This is a genomic window from Streptomyces sp. R33 (assembly GCF_041200175.1).
Lineage (GTDB): Bacteria > Actinomycetota > Actinomycetes > Streptomycetales > Streptomycetaceae > Streptomyces > Streptomyces katrae_B.
Genome location: NZ_CP165727.1, coordinates 7977350 through 7996159 on the forward strand (window position 1 = coordinate 7977350; position 18810 = coordinate 7996159).

Sequence of the window (18810 nt, forward strand, 5' to 3'; positions counted from 1 at the left end):
GGCCGATCGTCGCGCGCCGCCCGTGTTGAATGAAGGATCGATCATTGCTTGGCATGGTCGGAGGCTAATGCAACCGGGGGACACGCGAGGCCGACGCCGGTCCGGGCCGTTCGTCCTGCAGGCCGGTCGGCCGGGCGGGACCCGGCCGGTCGGTCGCCCGCCGGGTGCACCGGCTCCACCCCGTGGTCGCGCAGCTCCTTCCCGCCGAACGGGCGGCGCACGGCGGCATCGGTTGGCATCATGGTCGCGCCGGGGAGGTCCTGACGGGGTGGGGTGGCGGCGCTGTGGTCGGTCCGGGGGAGTACGAACGGGAGCTGCTGCAGGGTGAACTCGCCGAGCAGGTGGCCCTGCTCGCGGACCGGGCCGGAGCGGACTCCGCGGCCTCGCTGATCCGCCGCACGGCCCGGCGCGCCCAGTCCCCGCGGGCCCGGATCTGCGTCATCGGCGGCAGCAACGTCGGCAAGTCCCGCCTCGTCAACGAGCTGATCGGTACGGCCTGCCTGCCGGTGTCCGTACACCCGACGGACGGGCCGCCCGTCGTCGTGCGCCCGTTCACCGCCGAGTCCGGCGCGGTGGCCGAGTCCGCCGGAGTCGGGGCTCCCCGGGCCCCGGAGGAGGTCGGCCCCGAGGCCCCCGGCCCGGCCGGACTGCGTACCGTACGCGTCGAGGTGTCCTCCGCTTCCTGGCCGGCCCGTGCCGGAGTGGAAATCGTCGACACCCCCGGCTGGGAGGGCTGGTCCGGAGTGCGGCAGCCCGACACCGCAGCCCTCGCCAGGATCGTCGGCGACTGCGACGTGGTGGTCGTCGTCACCGAGGCGCGCCGAGCGATGCTCGCCACCGAACAGGCCCGGATCAAGGCACTCGCCGCCGCTCCGCACAGCCCTCCGCTCGCCGTCGTCGTCACCAAGCTCGCCGAGGTCGAGGACGAGGCCGCCGACATCCTGCGACGCGTCAACCACCTCGCCGCAGTACTGGCCCCCGAGGCCCTGGTGCTGCCCGGACCGGTCCCCGCGCCCGGTACGGCACAGGGGCAGGGGCCCGGGGAGCCCGACGGCATCGCCCCGCTCCGTGCGGCCCTGGGCCAGCTGGCCGGCATCCGGCTGCGCCGCGCGCTGCGGACCATCCGCCGGCTGCACCTCCTCGCGGCCACCTGCGGCCTGGTCGAGGAGGCCGCCGCGCGGGCGCTCACGGACGTGCACCGGACCGACCCCGTCAGAACGCGGGCGGCACAGATCTGGCACACGGCCCACGAGAGCGCCCGCTTCCACTGGATCGTGCTCAGCGCCGACGCGGGGGAGTGGCGCGCCTCGCTCGTCCAGACGATCGCCGCCGAGGCGCGCAGGCGACGGGCCGCCGCCGCGCGTGAACTCGCGGCGCGCCTCTCCCGGATGCTGGAGACGCCCGAGGAGCAGCATTTCATCCGCCTCCACGCGATCCCGTACACCGCCGAGGCCTTGCAGCAGTTCGAGGCGTGGATCACCGGGACCGTCGACCGGGTGCTCGAAGAGGACACCCGCCGGCTGCGCACCATCCTGCTCCGCAACAGGCCCGGGGAGGAACTGTTCCAGGGACTGGCCGCTCCCAGCGCCGGGCGGGTCGTGCCGGCCGCGGCACTGCCCGGTGTCGCCGACGCGGCGGCCGCCGCGGAGTCGCAGAACGCCACAGGCTGGGACGCCTCCTGGCTGCCGGAGTTCGTCGGCACCGCCATCGAGAGCGTGCTGACTCCCGTCTCCACCGAGGTCGTCGCGCAGATCGCGGGAGCGGCCGGCACGGCCCTGGTCACGGAGGCGCTCGAGCACGGGCAGGCCGAGCGCCGTGAACGCGCCATCGACGATCTGGAACGGATCGTCGAGGCGGCCTTCACGGAGCAGGTGGCGCGGACCGAAGCCCGCATCGGGCAGGTGTACGACCGACTGCTGAGCCAGGCACGGGACCGCGACGAGCAGTGGTGGCGGCTGCACACGACAGCCGTCGCCGCGCAGCCTGAGTCCCTCGACCACTGGCGTTCACTGCAGAGCACGGCGCGGTCGCTGAGCCGCTCCGTGCACGCCCACCTCTCTCCCCTGGAAGGGACCTGATGGCGCACGAGAACCGGCAGTTACCGGGCGGCCAGGAATCACCGGCCGCCCAGTTCCGCGGCTGGAGCGACAACATCGGAACACTGCGGTCGTACTACCAGCGCCTGCAGCACGTGGCCGGTGAGGCCGCGGCGGTCATCGCCCCGCCCGGCGGCGCGGGCGCGGCCCTGGACCTGGGCATCAACGGGGCGGTCTTCGAGCGCGAGACGTTCCGCATCATGGTGCTCGGGGAGTTCAGCAGCGGCAAGAGCACCCTGATCAACGCCTTGCTGGGGAAGCGGCTGCTGCCGACCAAGGCCAATCCGGCCACGGCCTTCACCACCGTCCTGCGCTGGGGCGAGACCGAACGGGCCTGGCTCTACCGGGACGCGGACCGGCAGGGCGTCGAGACGGCCGTCACGACGGAGGAGTTCAAACGGGAGGTCTCCCTCCAGATCGACGCGTACGGCGCACCCCGCACCCCCTCGTTCGCGCTGGCCGTCGTCGAGCAGCCGCTGGAGCTGCTGCGCAGGTCGGTCGAGATCGTGGACTCGGCCGGGATCAACGAGAGTTCCGACCGTGAGCTGGTGACCCTCCGGTACCTGGAGGAGGTGGACGCCGTCGTGTTCGTCACCGACGCGGGACGGCCGTTCACCCTCCACGAGACCGAGAACTACCTCACCCGGGTCCGGAAGCTCGGGCACCGCGACATCTTCTTCGTGGTCAACCAGTTCGACCGGATCGAGGAGGAGGAACGGGCGGAGGTGATGAGCCGCTGCCGCAACGCGGTCGCCGAGCTCAGCGGGGAATCCGGTTCCACAGCCGCCGCCAACGTCTTCTTCATCAGCGCCCTCCAGGCCCTGCGGTCGCGGATCGACGGAGACGCCGAAGGCCTGAAGGCATCGGGGATCGGGCGGCTGGAGTCCGCCCTCGAGGTCTTCTGCATGCGCGACGCGGCCCGGGTGAAGTTCGTACGTCTCGCCGAGTTCCTGCGCCACAACGCCGTCAACCTGCGGGTGCGGTTGCACGACGAGGGCGCGATCCTGATGAAGTCGACGGCGGAGCTGCGCGAACTCCTCGACCGCAGCCAGTCCACCCAGGACCAGCTGCGCGCCAGCGCCGACGCGATCCGCGACATCGTCGGCGGCAAGATCCTCGACATCGAGAACGAACTGCAGCTGAAGTTCAGCGCGTTCCTGATCGACGTCAGCCACGAGATCGGCGACTGGCACGTCACGAGCGGCCCGGGACGCCTGAGCCGAGCCGTCCGGTCGTTCACCAAGGGCGGCCGCGTCGCAGCCCAGCACGAGCTGATGGACGCGTACACCGTCAGGCTCCAGGAACGCATGCAGGTCTTCTGCACCCAGGACCTCGACCAGCTCATCGAGCAGCGGCAGGCCGATCTGGTGCGCCAGCTCGAACCGCTGATCAGGGCGCACGCCACCCTCCTCGACAAGCTCCGCGCGGAACTCACCGGCAACACGCAGTCCATCCGGGACCAGAACGACCTGCTCTACACGCTCGCCATTGCGGCGGGGAAGGGCCACGGGCGCGACGGGCGCCGCCACCACGACGACGTGCCGCTGCTGTTCCGCCCGAGCTCACTCATGGCGATCGGCGCGGGGAGCGGTGCGGCGGTGGTCGGCGGGACGGCCGCCGCCGCAGCGGCCGGCCTGGTCAGCCTGGCCCTTCCCCCGGTCGGCGTGGCACTTGCCATCGGCGCGGCCGTGGGACCGCTGCTGGCCTCGGGGGCGGTCATCTTCGCCAACGGCAAGCTGCAATCGCGGGCGGCGGAGGAATTCTCCGACCACGTGAAGGACTCGGCGGGCCTGACCGCCCGCCAGTACGCGGACAGCCGTGCCGCCGACCTGCGCGCGGTGTGGGGCGGGATCAGCGAAACGCTCCACATCCAGCTCCAGGACCTCATCGGCATCGTCCAGCGCAACATCGAGGAGTCCCGCCTGGACGAGCAGGCCAAGGCGGGCATGCGGGATCAGCTCTACGCGTACGAGCAGCGGATCACCGATGTGGAGCAGCACATCGCGACGTTCCTGCAGCCGTTCGTCTCCGAGGCGGAGCGGGACCAGGTGTAGCCGCAGGCGCCGTCAGGGGACTTCGCAGGCCTGGGCGCGGGCGCGCACCGGCGGCGGCCGCTTCGCTGTCAGCCGGCGCCCAGGCCCTCTACGGCCTGCAGCCCCAGTACCGGTTCCACCGAGGCGCACGGCGCCCCCTCGGCATGTGCGGCGACCCGACCCCGGAGAGCGCCGCAGCGCATCGACGGCCGCGGCGACCGGCTCCGGTGATGCAGGGCACCGCGGCTCGAGCTGCGCAGCGCGCCATGCCGGGGCCGGATCCGTGGTTGCGGGGCGGCTCCTTCCGTCATCGGGGGGTTCGCGAATTGTCACCGTCGTGTCTCAGAGGCCGTACGACAGAACTCGGCCGGGAGGAGCTCCGTGTCTCCAGTGTCCTCGCCCCCGGACCCGCCGGGGTGACCGAACCGACCGAACCACCAAGGGGATTCCGATGTTCCGTACTCGTGCCCGTGCCGCTTCCCTCGCCGCTCTCGCGACCGCCGGCGTACTCCTGCTCTCCGCCTGCAATGGCGACGGCAACGACGGGGCCGCAGATGCCGCTGCCTCCCCGAGCGCCTCCGCGGCCGAACTGACCTTCCAGAACGGCACCGCCCAGCAGAACAACGCCCAGCCGAACACGGGCGACCTCGCGCCGGACGCCGCTCCTGCCGCGGTTCCCAAGAAGCCAGTGGCCCGCTCCTGGGTGCAGCTGTCCGCCGGCAAGGCGGGCACGCTCGACCCGGTGGTGATCAACGGGGCCGGGTTCACGCTGTACCGCTTCGACAAGGACTCGGCGCAGCCCTCGAAGTCGACCTGCCTCGACGCCTGCGCGAGCACCTGGCCGCCGTACCTGGTCGCCAAGGGCGGCAAGGTCTTCCTCGACGGCATCCCGAAATCGGCGATCGGCTTCATCCCGCGCGACGGCGCCTTCCAGGTGACGATCGGCGGCTGGCCGGTCTACCTGTTCAGCAAGGACACCAAGCCCGGTGCCACCAACGGACAGGGCGTGGGGGGAACCTGGTTCGGAGTGACGCCGGACGGCAAGAAGGCGGGCCAGGGCAGCGGGAGCGCCGGTCAGAACGGCGGCGGCACCCCGGCTCCCGGGGCGGTGAAGCCCGCAACCAGTGCCACCTTCTTCAACTCGGCGAACTTCGCCGACCCGGCCGAGGGCATCGCCGGCCCTGGCTGCAAGCCGGTCCGCTTCTCCGGCTCCCTGCAGATCAGCGGCACCGCCAAGCTCTGGGACGGGCCGAACTGCACCGGCAAGTCGCAGGAGGTGCAGGGCGACGTCAAGGATCTGGCCGCCATCGGATTCCCGGCCGTGAAGTCCATCCGCTTCGGCGGCTGAGCCGGGCGCATCCGGGTGGGTGGACCACGCACCGCCGATCCACCCACCCCCGCCGAACCTCTCTTCCGACTTCCGTGCGGAGCCCGGCAGTTCCGGGCGCCGCGGCCCACACCCCGAGGAACGTCACCATGAACGTGCACTCCACCGGCCCCTGGGGCGCCGTACGCCCGGGCGCCCTGGCCGTCCTGCTCATCGCCCTGGGCGTCCTCACCGTGACGACCGCGTGCTCCGGGCCGGTCGATACGCTCAGGCGGGCCGTACCGGGCTTCTCCAACCCCGTCGTCCCCGGCCTCTGGACTCCGCAGCGCATGGCCGAAGCCGCCGGGTACGACACGCCCGTGGCGGACGGGCTCGGTGCCGACCTGGGGGAGACCGACCCCGAACCGGCTCCCGTTCGGGCCGCCGCCGAACGTACCCCGTACCGCGCGAGTGCCCCCGCGCTGGGGAAGGTCTTCTTCGACGGGCCGGACGGGCCGAGCGTCTGCTCCGGCACCGCCGTCGAGGACCCGGAGCGGCCGGGCCGCTCCAGCCTGGTGTGGACGGCGGGTCACTGCGTCCACGGCGGCGCGGGCGGCACCTGGCACCGCAACATCGTCTTCGTCCCCTCCTACAACGACCGGGGCCTCACCGGCGCGTCCCGCCGCGCGGCCGGGGCGGCCGACGTTGCTCCCCTGGGCACGTGGTGGGCCGACCGGGCCGGAACCTCCGAGCAATGGCTCGTGGAGGGCGCCGCCACCGGCGGCGCCGGTGCGTCCGGCGACTTCGCGGTGCTGCACGTGGCCCGGCAGGACACCCGCTCGTCGCTCCAGGAGGCGACCGGGGCGGCCGTACCGGTGTGGTTCGATGCGCCGCCGACGCCCGCGATCCCGGCGATGAAGGCCTGGGGCTACCCGGCCGCCGCCCCCTTCGACGGGCAGCGGATGTTCGCCTGCCAGGACCGCCCCGGACGGCTGTCCCTGCGCCGCGACCGGCCGTCGCTGTACCGCATCGGCTGCACGATGACCGGCGGTTCCTCCGGCGGTGGCTGGTTCGCCCAGCGCCCCGACGGCACCCTCGCCCTCGTGAGCAACACCTCCATAGGCCCGGCTTCGTCCACCTGGCTGGCCGGGCCTCGACTGGGCGGAAAGGCCCGAGCCGTGTACGCCTCGATCGCGAAGGACGGCCCGGCAGCATGAGAGGCCTGGACGGCGTGGTGCACGCCGTCCCCTCCGGTCTCCTTTGCCCCTACCGTGCTCCCCTGAGCGTGCTGGTCGGCTGACTGCCGGGGGCGGCCGCGGCCGGCCGCGGGGGGTCCGGCTGGGGGTTCTTGAGAACGGGCCGGGACCACGGCGCATCGAAGCCGTCGGACTCCGGCCGTAGCCCGAGCTCGCGGAGCTGGTTGACCGCCACCATCGTGTTGAACATCGAGTTCGGGTTTGCGCCGCCGCCTCCCAGCTCGGCGACGGTTTCCCCGTAGCGGGCGGTGAAGGAGCTCGGCCGGACCCGCCTGTTCTCCCCGGTCAGACCGAGTGCCGCCGCCTGCAGGGCGGTGGCCTGCTCCAGCAGCGTGTCCAGGTAGCGCACCACCTCGGCCCCACGGCGCACGGCGAAGGTGTGCCCATCGGTGAGGAGCGATGCTCCTCCCTCCTCGAAGAGGCGAGCGACGGCGCCGAGCGTGGTCTGGATCTTGAGCTGATCGGCGTCGGCCATGGCACCGCAGGGTCCGTTGCCCTCGTCGGACAGGTGAAGGACGCCGCAGTTCCTCAGGTGCACGATCACATGCCCGGCGCAGTGGCCCTGGCTGCGCAGCACGCGGACCGCGCCGTCGGCGAACGTCCAGCCGGTGAACCGCAGCGAGCCGATCCGGATCCGCTCCAGCGGGCGTTCCTCGTAGGTCCGGGTCGTGGCGCCGAAGGGCCGCATCGGATGGAAGAGCGACACCAGCTCGTCAGCGGCCAGTGCGGGCGCGGGCAGCGCCGCCGCCCCGGCGATGCGCTCGAGGGCCCGAACCCAGTACGACGCCGGGGCCAGCATCTGGTCGAGGTCGAGCGCGGGGACGTAGTGTTCGACCGGCACACCCAGCTCGTCGGCCAGGTCGTTGTTGGCGACGTGGTCAGGATGGCCGTGCGTGGTCAGCACCAAGGCCCGGGACCAGGGCCTGACCCGGTCCGTCGCCTCCCGCAGTGCCGCGCGGAAGGCCGGGGTGACCCCGGTGTCGACGAGCACGAGGGTGTCGCCGACCCGGTGCACGAGGGCATTGGCGACGTCCGGCTGGTCGTGCTCGAGGTCCAGTTCCTGCCCGAGGACCAGCACGGTCCTGTCGTCGATCTCGATCCGGTCACCGAGCGCGGTCACGGTCATGGATCCTCCCGCGGTCTCGTCGGGTCCTGCTCGACTCGTCCTCGGTGAGCACTGCCGCCCACCGGCGATGTCGGCCACGAGCCCCCTGTCGACGAGCGTACGCCGCACCGGCCGACGCCGCCGTGTCACCCGGCGTCGGCCGCCACACCGCGGCGTGCAGCCACAGGCTGCTCACCCCGCGGCTCCGCCGGGCTTCCAGTCCGCCTTCCCGGCCCTGGCGCGCCGCCGCTCCTCCTCCCCCGCCGCCCAGGCGGCCGAGTCGATCCGCGAGGGATATCCCTCCTCGGGTTCCGACGCGTCCAGGTGCACCGTCCACGCCCACAGGACGACCGCCGCCAGCAGGAAGCAGCCCGCCAGGCCCAGGACCGCGTCGACGCCATCCGACTGGGATTCCGCGTTCGTCCCGAAGAAGGCGGGAGGGCCGTCGACGATCATGCTCACCCACCAGGCGAGGGACGCGTTGAACGCGAGGAGGGCCAGCCAGTACAGGGCCCGCACGACGTTCGCCGGGTGGCCGCGCAGCGTGCGCAGCAGGAGCAGGCGCCGCAGCCTCCCCGGCCCACCCCGGTGGCGGCGCGCCGCAGCCAGCTGGATCGAGGCCAAGAAGCTGGCCCCGTCCGATCGGGTGGGCCGCCCGCGCGCCCCGCCGCCGCGGGCACGACCCCGCTACCCCGGTCCGTATGGGGGGCCGTCAGGAGACGAGGGGGGCGGCTTCCTCTTCGGTCAGCCTGATCGTGCACAGGCCGCCGCGCTCGGTCTTCACGTCCGTCACCTTGAGCTGGGTGCCGGGCGCGAGGATGTATTCCTCTTCGCCGGTGAACGCGGAGAAGCTCCGGATCCCCACCGCCCGGGCGGGCGTCACCTCGAACAGCGTCCGCTTGCCGCGGCTGCCCAGGAAGGACCGGGCCACGCTCAGCTCGGAGGTGCACGAGGACACGCCCCACCAGGTCACCGTCCCCCCGACCGGATACTGCGCCCGCAGGTCCAGCGACACACCGCGCCAGAGCGGCCGGGTGTGGGCCGGCAGCCCCGAGACCGCCGAGAACAGCAGCCGCAGGTACGCGAGGTAGGGCACGACCTTGGTCCGGTCCGGGGAGCGGAGGACGGCGTTGATTTCGCGGTAGAAGGCGGACTCGCAGGTGTAGAGGTAGAGCGCGGCGATGGCGTCGGCGGACATGCTGCCGGCCGTCTCGTCCGCCCGTCGCTTGCCGAACTCGTGGGACCGGTCGATCTGCCGGCCGAGCCCGGACAGCACCTCGGCGACCGGCGCGACGGCTTCCTGAAAGTCCATCAGCGGGGTGTCGAACACACCGGTGATCGCCGGGAGGACGAGCCCCTCGTCCTTTACGCCGGTGAGCCGATCCAGGTACAGCTGGTGCAATTCCATGGTCGACGCGATGAAGGCCCCCATGCGTGCCGCGACGTCCCCGTCCGCACCGCCGGCCCCCGCCGCACCCTCGTTCCACCCCTTGCTGGGCAGCCAGTCGATCTCCTCGGCGCCCAGCGACGCGAGAGCCGCGTTCACCGTGGCGAAGTGGTCGCCCTCGCAGAAGACGTCGCCCTGGGCCGCCGGGTTGGGGTGATCGATGTGCCGGACCTCTACGTCCGGGTACTTCTTCTGGAGTCGCTGGACGACCTTCTTCAGGCTGCGGGCGTGGGCACCCCACCAGGCGAACACGACCCCGCGGTCCTCCTCGTCGGCGTCCTGTTTGGCCTTGAGGATCTCCTCGACGATCCGTTCGGCGACGGGCCGCCAGAACGCCGTGTGCTGGTCGGCCCCCATCGCTCCGTCGCCGCTGGCCGTGAGCGAGGCGTTCAGCAGCAGCACGCCCTGCGTGAGCATCGCCTGGAACCACTCCGGCGGCTGGACCGTGTCCCGCTCCTTCAACAGGGCGCGGACGTCGGCTATGGGTGTCTTCTTGGCGATGCCGTACTTCCACATCGCGGCCGCCTTGATGATGCAGCGGATGCTGACGACCCTGCCGAACTGGCTGTCCTTCCAGTCGTTGAAGGTGTTGTCGAACATGGCTATCCCGGTGGCGCTCTCCGGCCGCGGGTACGGGTTCTGGCCGAAGACGACGACCTTCCACTTGTGCGGCGGGTTCGGCTTGAGCGCCTGGAAGGTCAGCTCACGGACCGGGACGACCTCCGGGCTGCGGCCCTGGCCGATGAAGCGTGCGGCATCCGGCTGCGCTTCGATGACGGGCTTCAGGAACGGAAGCCAGGCTTCACCGCCACCCTTGAAGAGTTCGGTGAGGCCCAGCGGGTCGTCGGCATCGGGCTGGGCCGCGGCGGCGGTGGTGGCGTCGGTCATGGGGGAAGGGCTCCCGGCGGTCGTATCTGACGGATGGAGGTGGCCGGCGGGCTGGCCGGCGGTGTGCGCGGGATCAGCGGCGAAAGGAATGCCCTTTCGGCGGCACGATGCGCACCCGCTCCGTGACCGGTGCGGCCTCGATGCCGTCGAGCTGCGCGGTGATCGTGGTGCGCAGCTGGTCGTCGTCCTCGAACCAGTGGTCGTGGAAGAGCGTGTAGCCGGTCCACATCAGATTGGCGCACACCCGGGCCGGCACCCGGCCGGTCTGCGCGCCCATCCCGACCAGCGCCACCGAGCGGATGCTGCCCGGCACCTGACGGTTCTGCCGGTGGACGGCCTGGAACGCTGCGGCGCACGCCAGGGCCACGTTCAGCGTGTCCTTCACGTTCTGCGAGGACTGCACCATCGTGGGCGTCGATATCAGGTACCGCGGAACGGTCGCACCGGACGGGACGCACACGGCGCTGCCCACCGGGAGGGTCCCGGCGAACCGGTCGCGGATCGCCCGCTGCACGCGCAGCTGGATGCCGGCTCCGAGGTGCCGCTTGATGACGGCGTCGACCCCGCCGTCCATCCGGCCCCGGGAGTTGGTCGGGGTGACCCACGCGTCGACGTCCTCGTCGAGGATCGAACCCCTGCGGATCTCGATCCCGGGGGTGTCCGCGAACGCCGCCCGCCACGCCTCCACCACACGCTCGTTGACATCGGTCAGCACCACCCTGAGCACGGGCTCCACACGGTTCTCGGTCATCGTCCACTCCTGTCGGGAAACGGCCCTTCCAACACCCCCGAAGCTATCGGCGACCACTGACAACGCCCCTGCAGGAAGGGGACGATGACGCCCGAAACGACGACCCGAGAGGCTCAGCGGGCAAGCCCCCTTGTCAAACCTGCTGCAGTCGAGGAGCTTTGGTCATCGTCCGGTCCGGTACCGGTCCGGGAATCAAGGCACCGGGCCCGTGTGCTCCGATGCGAGAGGGGACGTTGGATGGCGGACGCGGCTAGGTTACGCAGGGCTCGGCGTGCTCTGACATGGAGCGCAGTACTGATCGTTTTCATATCCGGTGTTGCGGCGACACCGTTCCTCCTGAACCTCCTCGCGCCCAAAGCCCTGGACTGGAACCGACTGAGCGACGTCAGCCAGTCGTACGGTGCGGTGTCCCTGGTGATCTCCGCTGCAGCCCTTCTCGGGGTCGTCACCTCCATCGCCTTCCAAGCGAAGCAGGCTCGACTGGACGGTGAGCAGACGTTTCGCGCAGCGCATCGAGAGCTGACGATGCTGACCTTGAGCGATCCGGCACTGCTGCGCTGCTGGGAGCCCCCGAGGATTCCGACGACTGAGGCGAGGTGGAAGCAACTCATGGTCACGAATCTCATCGTCAGCATGTGGGCCAGCGACCATCACCTCGGGCGCTTGAACGACAACGCCTTGCGCGTAGTGCTGCGCGCTCACTTCCGCGGCGAGGTGGCACGAGCGCATTGGGAGAACAGTGGTCCCATGTGGCGTGACCACATGGCTGCACTGGAAGACGCCCCTCGCCTCAGGTTCGTGGAGATCATGGATGAGGTGTATCAGCATGCCAGGGATGCAGGCCCTCCGGTCATGGACCGCGAGTTCTTCGTTGGTGGTGGCTGATGCACTCGTACGAGGGAAGATGACTCCCCGTTCCTCGGAAACCTCAAGATGAGCGAGCGGGATCGAGGAACAGCAACGGCGTGCCGGCAAGGAGCACCGCAACGCCGATGATCGCTCCCCATCCGGCATAGAACAGGCTGGACCAGAGGACCCACAGGCAGCTGAGGGCGAAGAGCGCCGGCGTCACCGGATAGAGCGGCACGCGGTAGTGGGACTCGCCGCCGGTTTCGCGGCGGCGGAAGATGTAGACCGAGAGGGAGACCAGCAGCATGAAGAACCAGAACACGGGCGACGTATAGGCGACCATCGACTGGAAGCCGACGCGCGTGGCTGCTCCGAAGACGACGAGTGCGGCTGACACCGCGCCTTGCAGCACGAGCGCGTTGGCGGGAGTCGAACCGTGCTCCTTCCAGGTGCCGATCGAGCGGAGTGCGGCCACGTCTCGGCCGAGCGCGTAGTACGAGCGCGAACCGGTGATGATCAGACCGTTGAGTGTCGTCAGAGTCGAGAGCACCACGACGACACCCGTGATCGTCGCACCGGTGTCACCGGCGACGACGCGCATCATGGCGGAGCCGACGGCGTTGCTGTCACGGATGCCGTCCAGCCCCAGCACGTGCAGATAGGCGAAATTGATGGCGAGGGACACTCCGATGACCACCACAACGCCCATGACCAAGGCCCGGGCCATGGTGCGCCTGGCATCCTCGAGCTCACCCGAGAGGTACGCGGCTTCGTTCCAGCCGCCGTAGGTCAGGAGGATGAACATCATGGCGAGGCCGGTGCTGCCCAGGGACACGTCGTGAGGGGTTCCCTCGCGTGGTGCCGGCACCGTCGCGACGAACGCGGCAATGAAGATGCCGAGCATGGAGAGCACGGTGATGACCTCGACAACCTTCTGGGTCAGCTTTCCCGGCGTGGTTCCCACGTAGTTGACGAGGGTGAAAACGGTGACCGAAGCCAGGGCGTAGACGCCCGGGCCGTACGTCCCGAGCGGCCACACCACATTCGCGTAGTCGCCCATCACGAAGGCCGCTCCGGCGATGGCGCCGGGCTGGATCACCGTGCACCGCGCCCAGGCGAACAGGAGTGCCACTCTCGGCCCGTAGGCTTCACGCAGAAACGCGTATTCGCCACCCGAGTCGGGGCGTGCGCTGCCCAGCTCGGCATAGCAAACCGAGCCGATCACCGTGATCAGTCCGCCGAGCAGCCAAAGCAACACGAACACGGTCTCGTCGCTCGAGTATTGCGCGACCAGCGAGGGCGTCTTGAAGATGCCGATACCGAGGACGATACCGACCACCATGATCGTGACGTCGGTGGGCGTCAGGCCGGCTCGGGGAGCGGCTCTGACCGTTCCAGGCATCGGACACCTCGGGATGTCGGAAACAGGATTCGATCGTTCGTGTCGAGCCGGAGAGAGGGACCGTCGGATCCCCTCCGCCTGACCCCGGCGCCGCGATGAAGGGGGCCGGCCGGGGGTATTCCGTTCGCTCGTACGGCCCACGTTCGTGGGCGCCGACGGGCACGGAATGAATAGCGCATTAGTGTCTGCCGGCGAATGACACCAGCGCCGGGGGTGATCTCGGAAGTCCCTGACAGGGCATCGGTGGCCGCTTTCGTCCGGAGCACGGTGTTGCATTCCCGCGTACTGCGCTACAGGAGGTCGTGGTGTCGGGTATCGCAGTACCAGGGGTATCAGAGCAGCGCGCCGCGAGGCGCAGACACGCGGCCGGGATGGTCGTCGTCCCCATCGCCGTGGCCCGGTCGAGCCTCTGTCCGGTCAGTGGCAGTGGCAGCGACCGCGGCAAGCCCCGCCCGGCCGGTCTGCTCGACGGGTGAATGCCGGCCGGGTCAGAGCGTCCGCACCACGTGCCGGCATGCGCGAACTCACCTTCACGGCTTCGAGGAGACTCACGGCGGGGGGATTCCTCTGGGCGTCCTTGATCCAGATCTTCGTCGTGAACAATCTGATCGTCCTTCCCCGTGCCTCGAGCCAGAACCTGGAAGAGCACATCATCTCGGCGCTCGGCGTCACGCGATGCGGTCTCATCGGAGGGTTCCGCTTCTGCTCTCCCTGGCACGAAGCCGCCGACCTCGCCTGGATCGTCGGAGGGTGGTGCCTCATTCTGGGCGCGGTGCTCAATACGGTGGTCTTTCCGCCGGACCGCCTCAGGAACCTCGCGTTCGGCGTACTGGCCGTCAGCGGACTGGGTCTCGTGTCCACGGGCTTCAACCCCTACAACCTCCGTCCGGCCGTGCACCTCCTGTCCGCGGGAACGTGCTTCTTCTGCGGGGCCGTGGGCGTCCTTCTGCTGGGAGGCATGCTCCGGCAGGCGCAGCGTCCGTACTGGGGCGCGGCCGGCATCGCTTGTGGTGTGACGTCCATCGTCTCGGCCACGCTCACGGCGCTGAGACCGGACCCCGGGGTCCAAGGGCTGTTCGAGCGGATCGCCGCCTGGCCCAGCGTCGTGTGGATCATCTGCACCGGAGGGCTCATCCTCTTCTCCGCGCGCCGGGCAGCCCACGGAAGCGCAGCGGCCGATGCCCCGTGAACCCGCGGCCGGCGTCCGGGACGGTCAGCGGCGACTGCGCTCCTGCGCGGTTTCCTCCGCCCCCGTCTGCGCGACCTCGCCCGTCACCCGCGTCCCCGGATGCAGCAGTGTGCACAGGTACGCCACGCCCAGCGAGACGGACATGCCGTAGAACACCCACTGGTTGGCCTCGGCGAAGTCCATGTGGACGGCCTCGAAGGCGCTCCGCAGCAGCGTGGAGGTCGGCCCGCCGCCGGTGGGACTGCGGTCGTCCGGGTGGCCGGTGACCGCTTCCGCGATGCTGCGGGCCGCACCCTGGACCTCCGTCTCCGGCAGGCCCTTCGCGCTGAGCGTCTGCGCGACCCGGCTGGTCGTGACATGGGTGAGGACCGTGCCGAACACCGCCATGCCCAGGGCCCCCGCGTAGTTGCGCACGCTCTGGGTGACACCGGTGACCTCGCCGTACGAGGCGTCGATCGCCCGGTTCACGGCGTCGGTGGAGGCCGGGGAGAGCACGAGGCCCATGCCGGCTCCGGCGAGACAGGCGTAGGGCCACTGGTCGTGGGCCGACAGGTCCGTCAGTTGCGCCGCCCACAGGGCGAATCCCGCACAGGCGAGCGCCGTGCCGAGCATCATCGTGGGCCGGGCCCCGTGCTTGTCGAGGATCCTGCCGCCCCACTGGGCCGAAAGGCCGAAGCCGACGAAGAAGTACAGCACGTAGAGCGCGGCCTGGTGGGGCGAGGAGCTGAGCGAGATCTGTGCGTACACCGAGGCGAAGTACAAGACGGGGACGAACGCCAGCATCGAGAAGAAGAGCACCAGGGTGTCGGCAGCGAACGCCCGGTCCCGGAAGATGCGCAGCTTGATGAGCGGTTCGTCGGTGCGCAGTTCGTACCGGCAGAAGACCACGAGGACGACGAGCCCGCCGATGATGCACGCCCAAGTGGCCGGGCTGGTCCAGCCCCAGACGGATGACTGCTGGATCCCGAGGACGCTCAGCCCCATACCGGTGGCGACGAGCACGGCGCCCGGCACGTCGAGACGTTCACGCCGCCGGGCGTCGGGGATGCGTGCGAGGGCGGTCAGGACGAGCGCCACGACGGCTACGGGTACGTTGATCCAGAAGATGGCCCGCCAGGTCCAGGCGGTCAGCCAACCGCCGAGCAGCGGCCCGAGAGCGGTGAGCGCACCGGCGAGGACGAAGAACAGGGCCAGGGCCCGGCCCCGTTTGTCCACGGGGACGACGGAGACGACGACGGCCAGGGCGGCGGGGAACACCAGTGCCGCGCCCAGCCCCTGGGTGGCACGGAAGATGACGAGCCAGCTCTCGGCGAAGTCCCCGGTCGGAACCGAGCCGCAGAGCACGGATGAGACGACGAACACGAGCGTGCCGACCATCACCATCCGGCGGTGCCCGAAGACGTCGGCGAGCCGCCCGCCGAGCGCGAAGCACGCGGCGAGCGCGAGCAGATACGCGTTGACCACCCGCTGCATTCCGGAGGACGAGAGGCCGAGTTCCTCGATGATGCTGGGGGCGGCGATGCTGACGATCGTCTGATCCACGAAGATCATCGCCACGGCGAAGACCATGGCCGCGAGGGCGAGCCGCTGGTTCGGACCGGTGTCCTGCCGTCCGGACGGCCGCGGCGTGGTTCCGCGTTGCCCGGCGTTTGCGCTCGGAGCACCATGGGAGGAGCCCCCGGCGGCGCTCGCTCGGTCCTTCACAGTCTTCATCCTCCCTGCCGGAGTGCAGGTCCGCACGCCGGTCGGGGGCGGTGAGAGGCGCTCGTACGCAGTGGTGCAGCGCTAGTCTTCTGAGTCTTGAGTTCTGTTCAGATGTGTAGGCTTGGCCTATGGCGCGGATGGGGCGGCCGAAGGCCGAGTTGACGCTGTCGGACGAGGAACGGGCCGCACTGGAGGGGTGGGTGCGGCGTCGTTCCACGCCGCAGGCGTGGGCTTTGAGGTGCCGGATCATCCTGGCCTGCGCCGAGGGCGTCTCGAACAAGGATGTGGCCGTCCGTCTCGGATCGACGCCTCATGCGGTCGGCCGTTGGCGGGCCCGTTTCGTGCAGTACCGGATCGCGGGCCTGGGAGACATGCCGCGTTCCGGCGGCCCCAGGTCGGTGACGGATGAGCAGGTGGCCGCAGTGGTCACCAGGACGTTGGAGTCCACGCCGAAGAACGCAACGCACTGGTCGACGCGGTCGATGGCGAAGGAAATGGGCCTGTCCCAGTCCTCGGTCTCACGGATCTGGCGGGCGTTCGGCCTGCAGCCGCACCGGTCGGAGACGTTCAAGCTGTCGACCGATCCCTACTTCGTCGACAAGGTCCACGATGTCGTCGGCCTCTACCTGGACCCTCCCGAGCGGGCGCTGGTGTTCTGCGTGGATGAGAAATCGCAGATCCAGGCCCTGGACCGGTCCCAGCCAGTGCTGCCGATGATGCCAGGAGTCCCGGAGCGGTCAACGCACGACTACGTCCGCGCCGGCACGACCACCCTGTTCGCCGCACTCAACGTGGCCACCGGCAAGGTGATCGGCTCCCTGCACCGCCGGCATCGCGCCGAGGAGTTCAAGAAGTTCCTGGTCAAGCTCGACAAGGAAGTGCCTGCCGGTCTGGACGTCCACCTGATCTGCGACAACTACGCCACCCACAAGACGCCGGACATCAAGAAGTGGCTGCTCGGCCACCCCCGGTTCCACCTGCACTTCACGCCGACCGGGTCGTCCTGGCTGAACCTGGTGGAGCGATGGTTCGCCGAACTCACCAACAAGCAGATACGGCGAGGCGTCCACAAGTCCGTCCAGGCCCTCGAGAAGGACATCCGTGACTGGATCGCCGCTTGGAACACCGACCCCAAGCCCTACGTCTGGACCAAGACCGCAGACGAGATCCTCGAACGCCTCGCCAGCTATCTGAACAGAATTCCCGACTCAGAAGACTAGGGGGTGTCGTCGAAGTAGCGTCGTCCGCCCGTGAGGGCGGGGCCGGCGGGGTCTGGTGCGTGTGATCGCAAGGCGGAGGTGGGGGTCCCCCCGCCGAAGGCAGGGGGAGGAGGCGACGCTCGCGTCGTCGACCGACGACAACGCCGCGAGCGCGCGTGCCAGACCCCGCCGGCCTGGGGGCACCTCCCAGCGGTAGCTGGGGGAGGGACTTTGACGACACCCCCTAGTACTGCAACGGTGTTTGCCGTGACGGTTGGGCAGTTCGGTCGTTGTTCAGGTCATGGGTGGGGAACTTGCAGATGCCCGGTTGTGGGCTGGTGAACTGAAGGCTTTGCATGAGCGGTTCGTGCACCGTTTCTCCAGGTCGGAGCCGCGGGAGTCGGCTCTTGCCTATATGCGGGGGCTGATCGCTCCGCTGGAACGGAAGAACGGATGGACGCTTGCCGAGGAGGCCGGGCATGGGGGTCCGGACCGGATCCATCGGTTGCTGAACCGGATCGACTGGGACGCCGATGAGGTCCTGGCCGACGTGCGGGACTACGTCATGGAGCATCTCGGAGACCCGGATGCGGTGCTGATCGTGGACGACACGGGGTTCCTGAAGAAGGGTGTCCGCTCGGCCGGGGTCCAGCGCCAGTACTCCGGCACCGCCGGGCGGACAGAGAACGCCCAGATCGGAGTGTTCCTCGCCTATGCCGGCGGCCGGGGCCGCACGTTGATCGACCGCCGTCTGTATCTGCCCACGTCATGGACGGAAGACCGGGAACGGTGCCGGGCTGCCGGCATTGAGGACACGGTCGCCTTCGAGACGAAGGTGGTGATGGCCAAGGCCATGGTCCGCCGGGCGATCACAGGCCGGATTCCGTTCCGGTGGGTGACCGCGGATGCCGCTTACGGCTTCTCCAAGGGCTGGCGCACGGAGCTCGAGCAAGCCGACGTCTTCCACGTCATGGCCACCACCCGGCACGACACCGTCGTCACCCGCTGGGCGATCGACCACCCCGTCCACGACCTGTTCCCCGGTCTGCCCCGGCAGAAATGGAAGCGTCGTTCCTGCGGGATGGGGGCCCATGGCCCGCGGGTCTACGACTGGGCGAGAGTCGAGGTGAGGCCCTGGCACCGCGAGGACCGCCGGCACTGGGTGATCGCCCGCCGAAGTGTCCGCCGGCCCGAGGAGATCTCCTACTACATCGCCTACTGCCCCGCCGAGACCACACTGGATGAGCTGATCCACGTCGCGGGAAGCCGGTGGGCGGTCGAGGAATGCTTCCAGACCGCGAAACAGGAGTGCGGCCTGGACGACTACCAGGTCCGCCGCTACGACGGCTGGCACCGCCACATGACCCTGGCCATGGCCGCACACGCCTGCCTCACCGTCCTGCGAGCCCGCGAACTCCAGACGGGCAAAGCAGAAACGGATCCTCCCAGCTCATACCCCTCACCCTGCCCGAACTCCGACGCCTGATCAGCCGGCTCACCCGGCCCCGCCCGACCATCGACCACGTCCTGCACTGGTCACACTGGCGCCGGCGACGACAGTTCCAGGCCCGCGTCAGTCACTACA

14 protein-coding genes are annotated in these 18810 nt (G+C 70.0%); 8 read left to right on the forward strand and 6 right to left on the reverse strand.

Going from position 1 to position 18810, the window contains the following annotated elements; all coding sequences use genetic code 11:
* Positions 1-284: 284 nt before the first annotated feature.
* The 4 genes from AB5J51_RS36600 (at position 285) to AB5J51_RS36615 (ending at position 6652) form a co-directional block, all read left to right on the forward strand.
* Positions 285-2078 (forward strand): dynamin family protein, encoded by a 1794-nt coding sequence (locus AB5J51_RS36600; RefSeq protein ID WP_369779690.1) that lies wholly within the window; start codon positions 285-287, stop codon positions 2076-2078.
* Positions 2078-4150, forward strand: coding sequence for a dynamin family protein (locus AB5J51_RS36605; RefSeq protein WP_133899178.1), 2073 nt, complete (start codon positions 2078-2080; stop codon positions 4148-4150). Before AB5J51_RS36600 ends, AB5J51_RS36605 begins: the two co-directional genes overlap by 1 nt.
* Before the next feature lie 430 nt (positions 4151-4580).
* On the forward strand, positions 4581-5477 hold the full coding sequence (locus AB5J51_RS36610; protein ID WP_369779691.1) for a hypothetical protein: 897 nt from the start codon (positions 4581-4583) through the stop codon (positions 5475-5477).
* Between the two features lie 128 nt (positions 5478-5605).
* A complete protein-coding gene (locus AB5J51_RS36615) occupies positions 5606-6652 on the forward strand; it encodes a serine protease (protein WP_369779692.1) in 1047 nt (348 codons plus the stop codon).
* Positions 6653-6701: 49 nt separating this feature from the next.
* Here AB5J51_RS36615 and AB5J51_RS36620 read toward each other — a convergent pair whose 3' ends face one another.
* From AB5J51_RS36620 to AB5J51_RS36635, 4 genes are all read right to left on the reverse strand, one after another.
* Positions 6702-7817 (reverse strand): MBL fold metallo-hydrolase, encoded by a 1116-nt coding sequence (locus tag AB5J51_RS36620; RefSeq protein ID WP_369779693.1) that lies wholly within the window; start codon positions 7815-7817, stop codon positions 6702-6704.
* Between the two features lie 171 nt (positions 7818-7988).
* The gene (locus AB5J51_RS36625) at positions 7989-8420 is read right to left on the reverse strand and encodes a hypothetical protein (protein WP_369779694.1); all 432 of its coding nucleotides are present in this window, start codon (positions 8418-8420) and stop codon (positions 7989-7991) included.
* Positions 8421-8508: 88 nt separating this feature from the next.
* A complete protein-coding gene (locus AB5J51_RS36630) occupies positions 8509-10131 on the reverse strand; it encodes an ADP-ribosyltransferase domain-containing protein (protein WP_369779695.1) in 1623 nt (540 codons plus the stop codon).
* 73 nt (positions 10132-10204) lie between these two features.
* Positions 10205-10882: a macro domain-containing protein gene (locus AB5J51_RS36635; RefSeq protein WP_369779696.1), complete on the reverse strand. Its 678-nt coding sequence runs from the start codon at positions 10880-10882 to the stop codon at positions 10205-10207.
* A 237-nt stretch (positions 10883-11119) separates the two neighbouring features.
* Here AB5J51_RS36635 and AB5J51_RS36640 point away from each other — a divergent pair, with 237 nt between their 5' ends.
* Entirely contained in the window at positions 11120-11767 is a 648-nt protein-coding gene (locus tag AB5J51_RS36640) for a DUF6082 family protein (RefSeq protein WP_369779697.1), read from the forward strand.
* Positions 11768-11810: 43 nt separating this feature from the next.
* Here AB5J51_RS36640 and AB5J51_RS36645 read toward each other — a convergent pair whose 3' ends face one another.
* Positions 11811-13133 carry an APC family permease gene (locus AB5J51_RS36645; RefSeq protein ID WP_369779698.1) on the reverse strand — a complete coding sequence of 441 codons (1323 nt, stop codon included), beginning with the start codon at positions 13131-13133 and terminating at the stop codon, positions 11811-11813.
* A gap of 514 nt (positions 13134-13647) precedes the next feature.
* Between AB5J51_RS36645 and AB5J51_RS36650 the strand changes: the two genes are divergently transcribed.
* Positions 13648-14322, forward strand: a complete 675-nt coding sequence (locus tag AB5J51_RS36650) for a hypothetical protein (protein WP_369779699.1) — start codon at positions 13648-13650, stop codon at positions 14320-14322.
* 24 nt (positions 14323-14346) lie between these two features.
* Here AB5J51_RS36650 and AB5J51_RS36655 read toward each other — a convergent pair whose 3' ends face one another.
* Positions 14347-15891 (reverse strand): MFS transporter, encoded by a 1545-nt coding sequence (locus AB5J51_RS36655; RefSeq protein WP_369780374.1) that lies wholly within the window; start codon positions 15889-15891, stop codon positions 14347-14349.
* Between the two features lie 272 nt (positions 15892-16163).
* Between AB5J51_RS36655 and AB5J51_RS36660 the strand changes: the two genes are divergently transcribed.
* Both AB5J51_RS36660 and AB5J51_RS36665 read left to right on the forward strand, forming a co-directional pair.
* Complete coding sequence (locus tag AB5J51_RS36660; RefSeq protein WP_369780221.1) at positions 16164-17246, forward strand: IS630 family transposase; 1083 nt, start codon at positions 16164-16166, stop codon at positions 17244-17246.
* Positions 17247-17526: 280 nt separating this feature from the next.
* Complete coding sequence (locus AB5J51_RS36665; RefSeq protein WP_369779700.1) at positions 17527-18711, forward strand: IS701 family transposase; 1185 nt, start codon at positions 17527-17529, stop codon at positions 18709-18711.
* Positions 18712-18810: the final 99 nt, after the last annotated feature.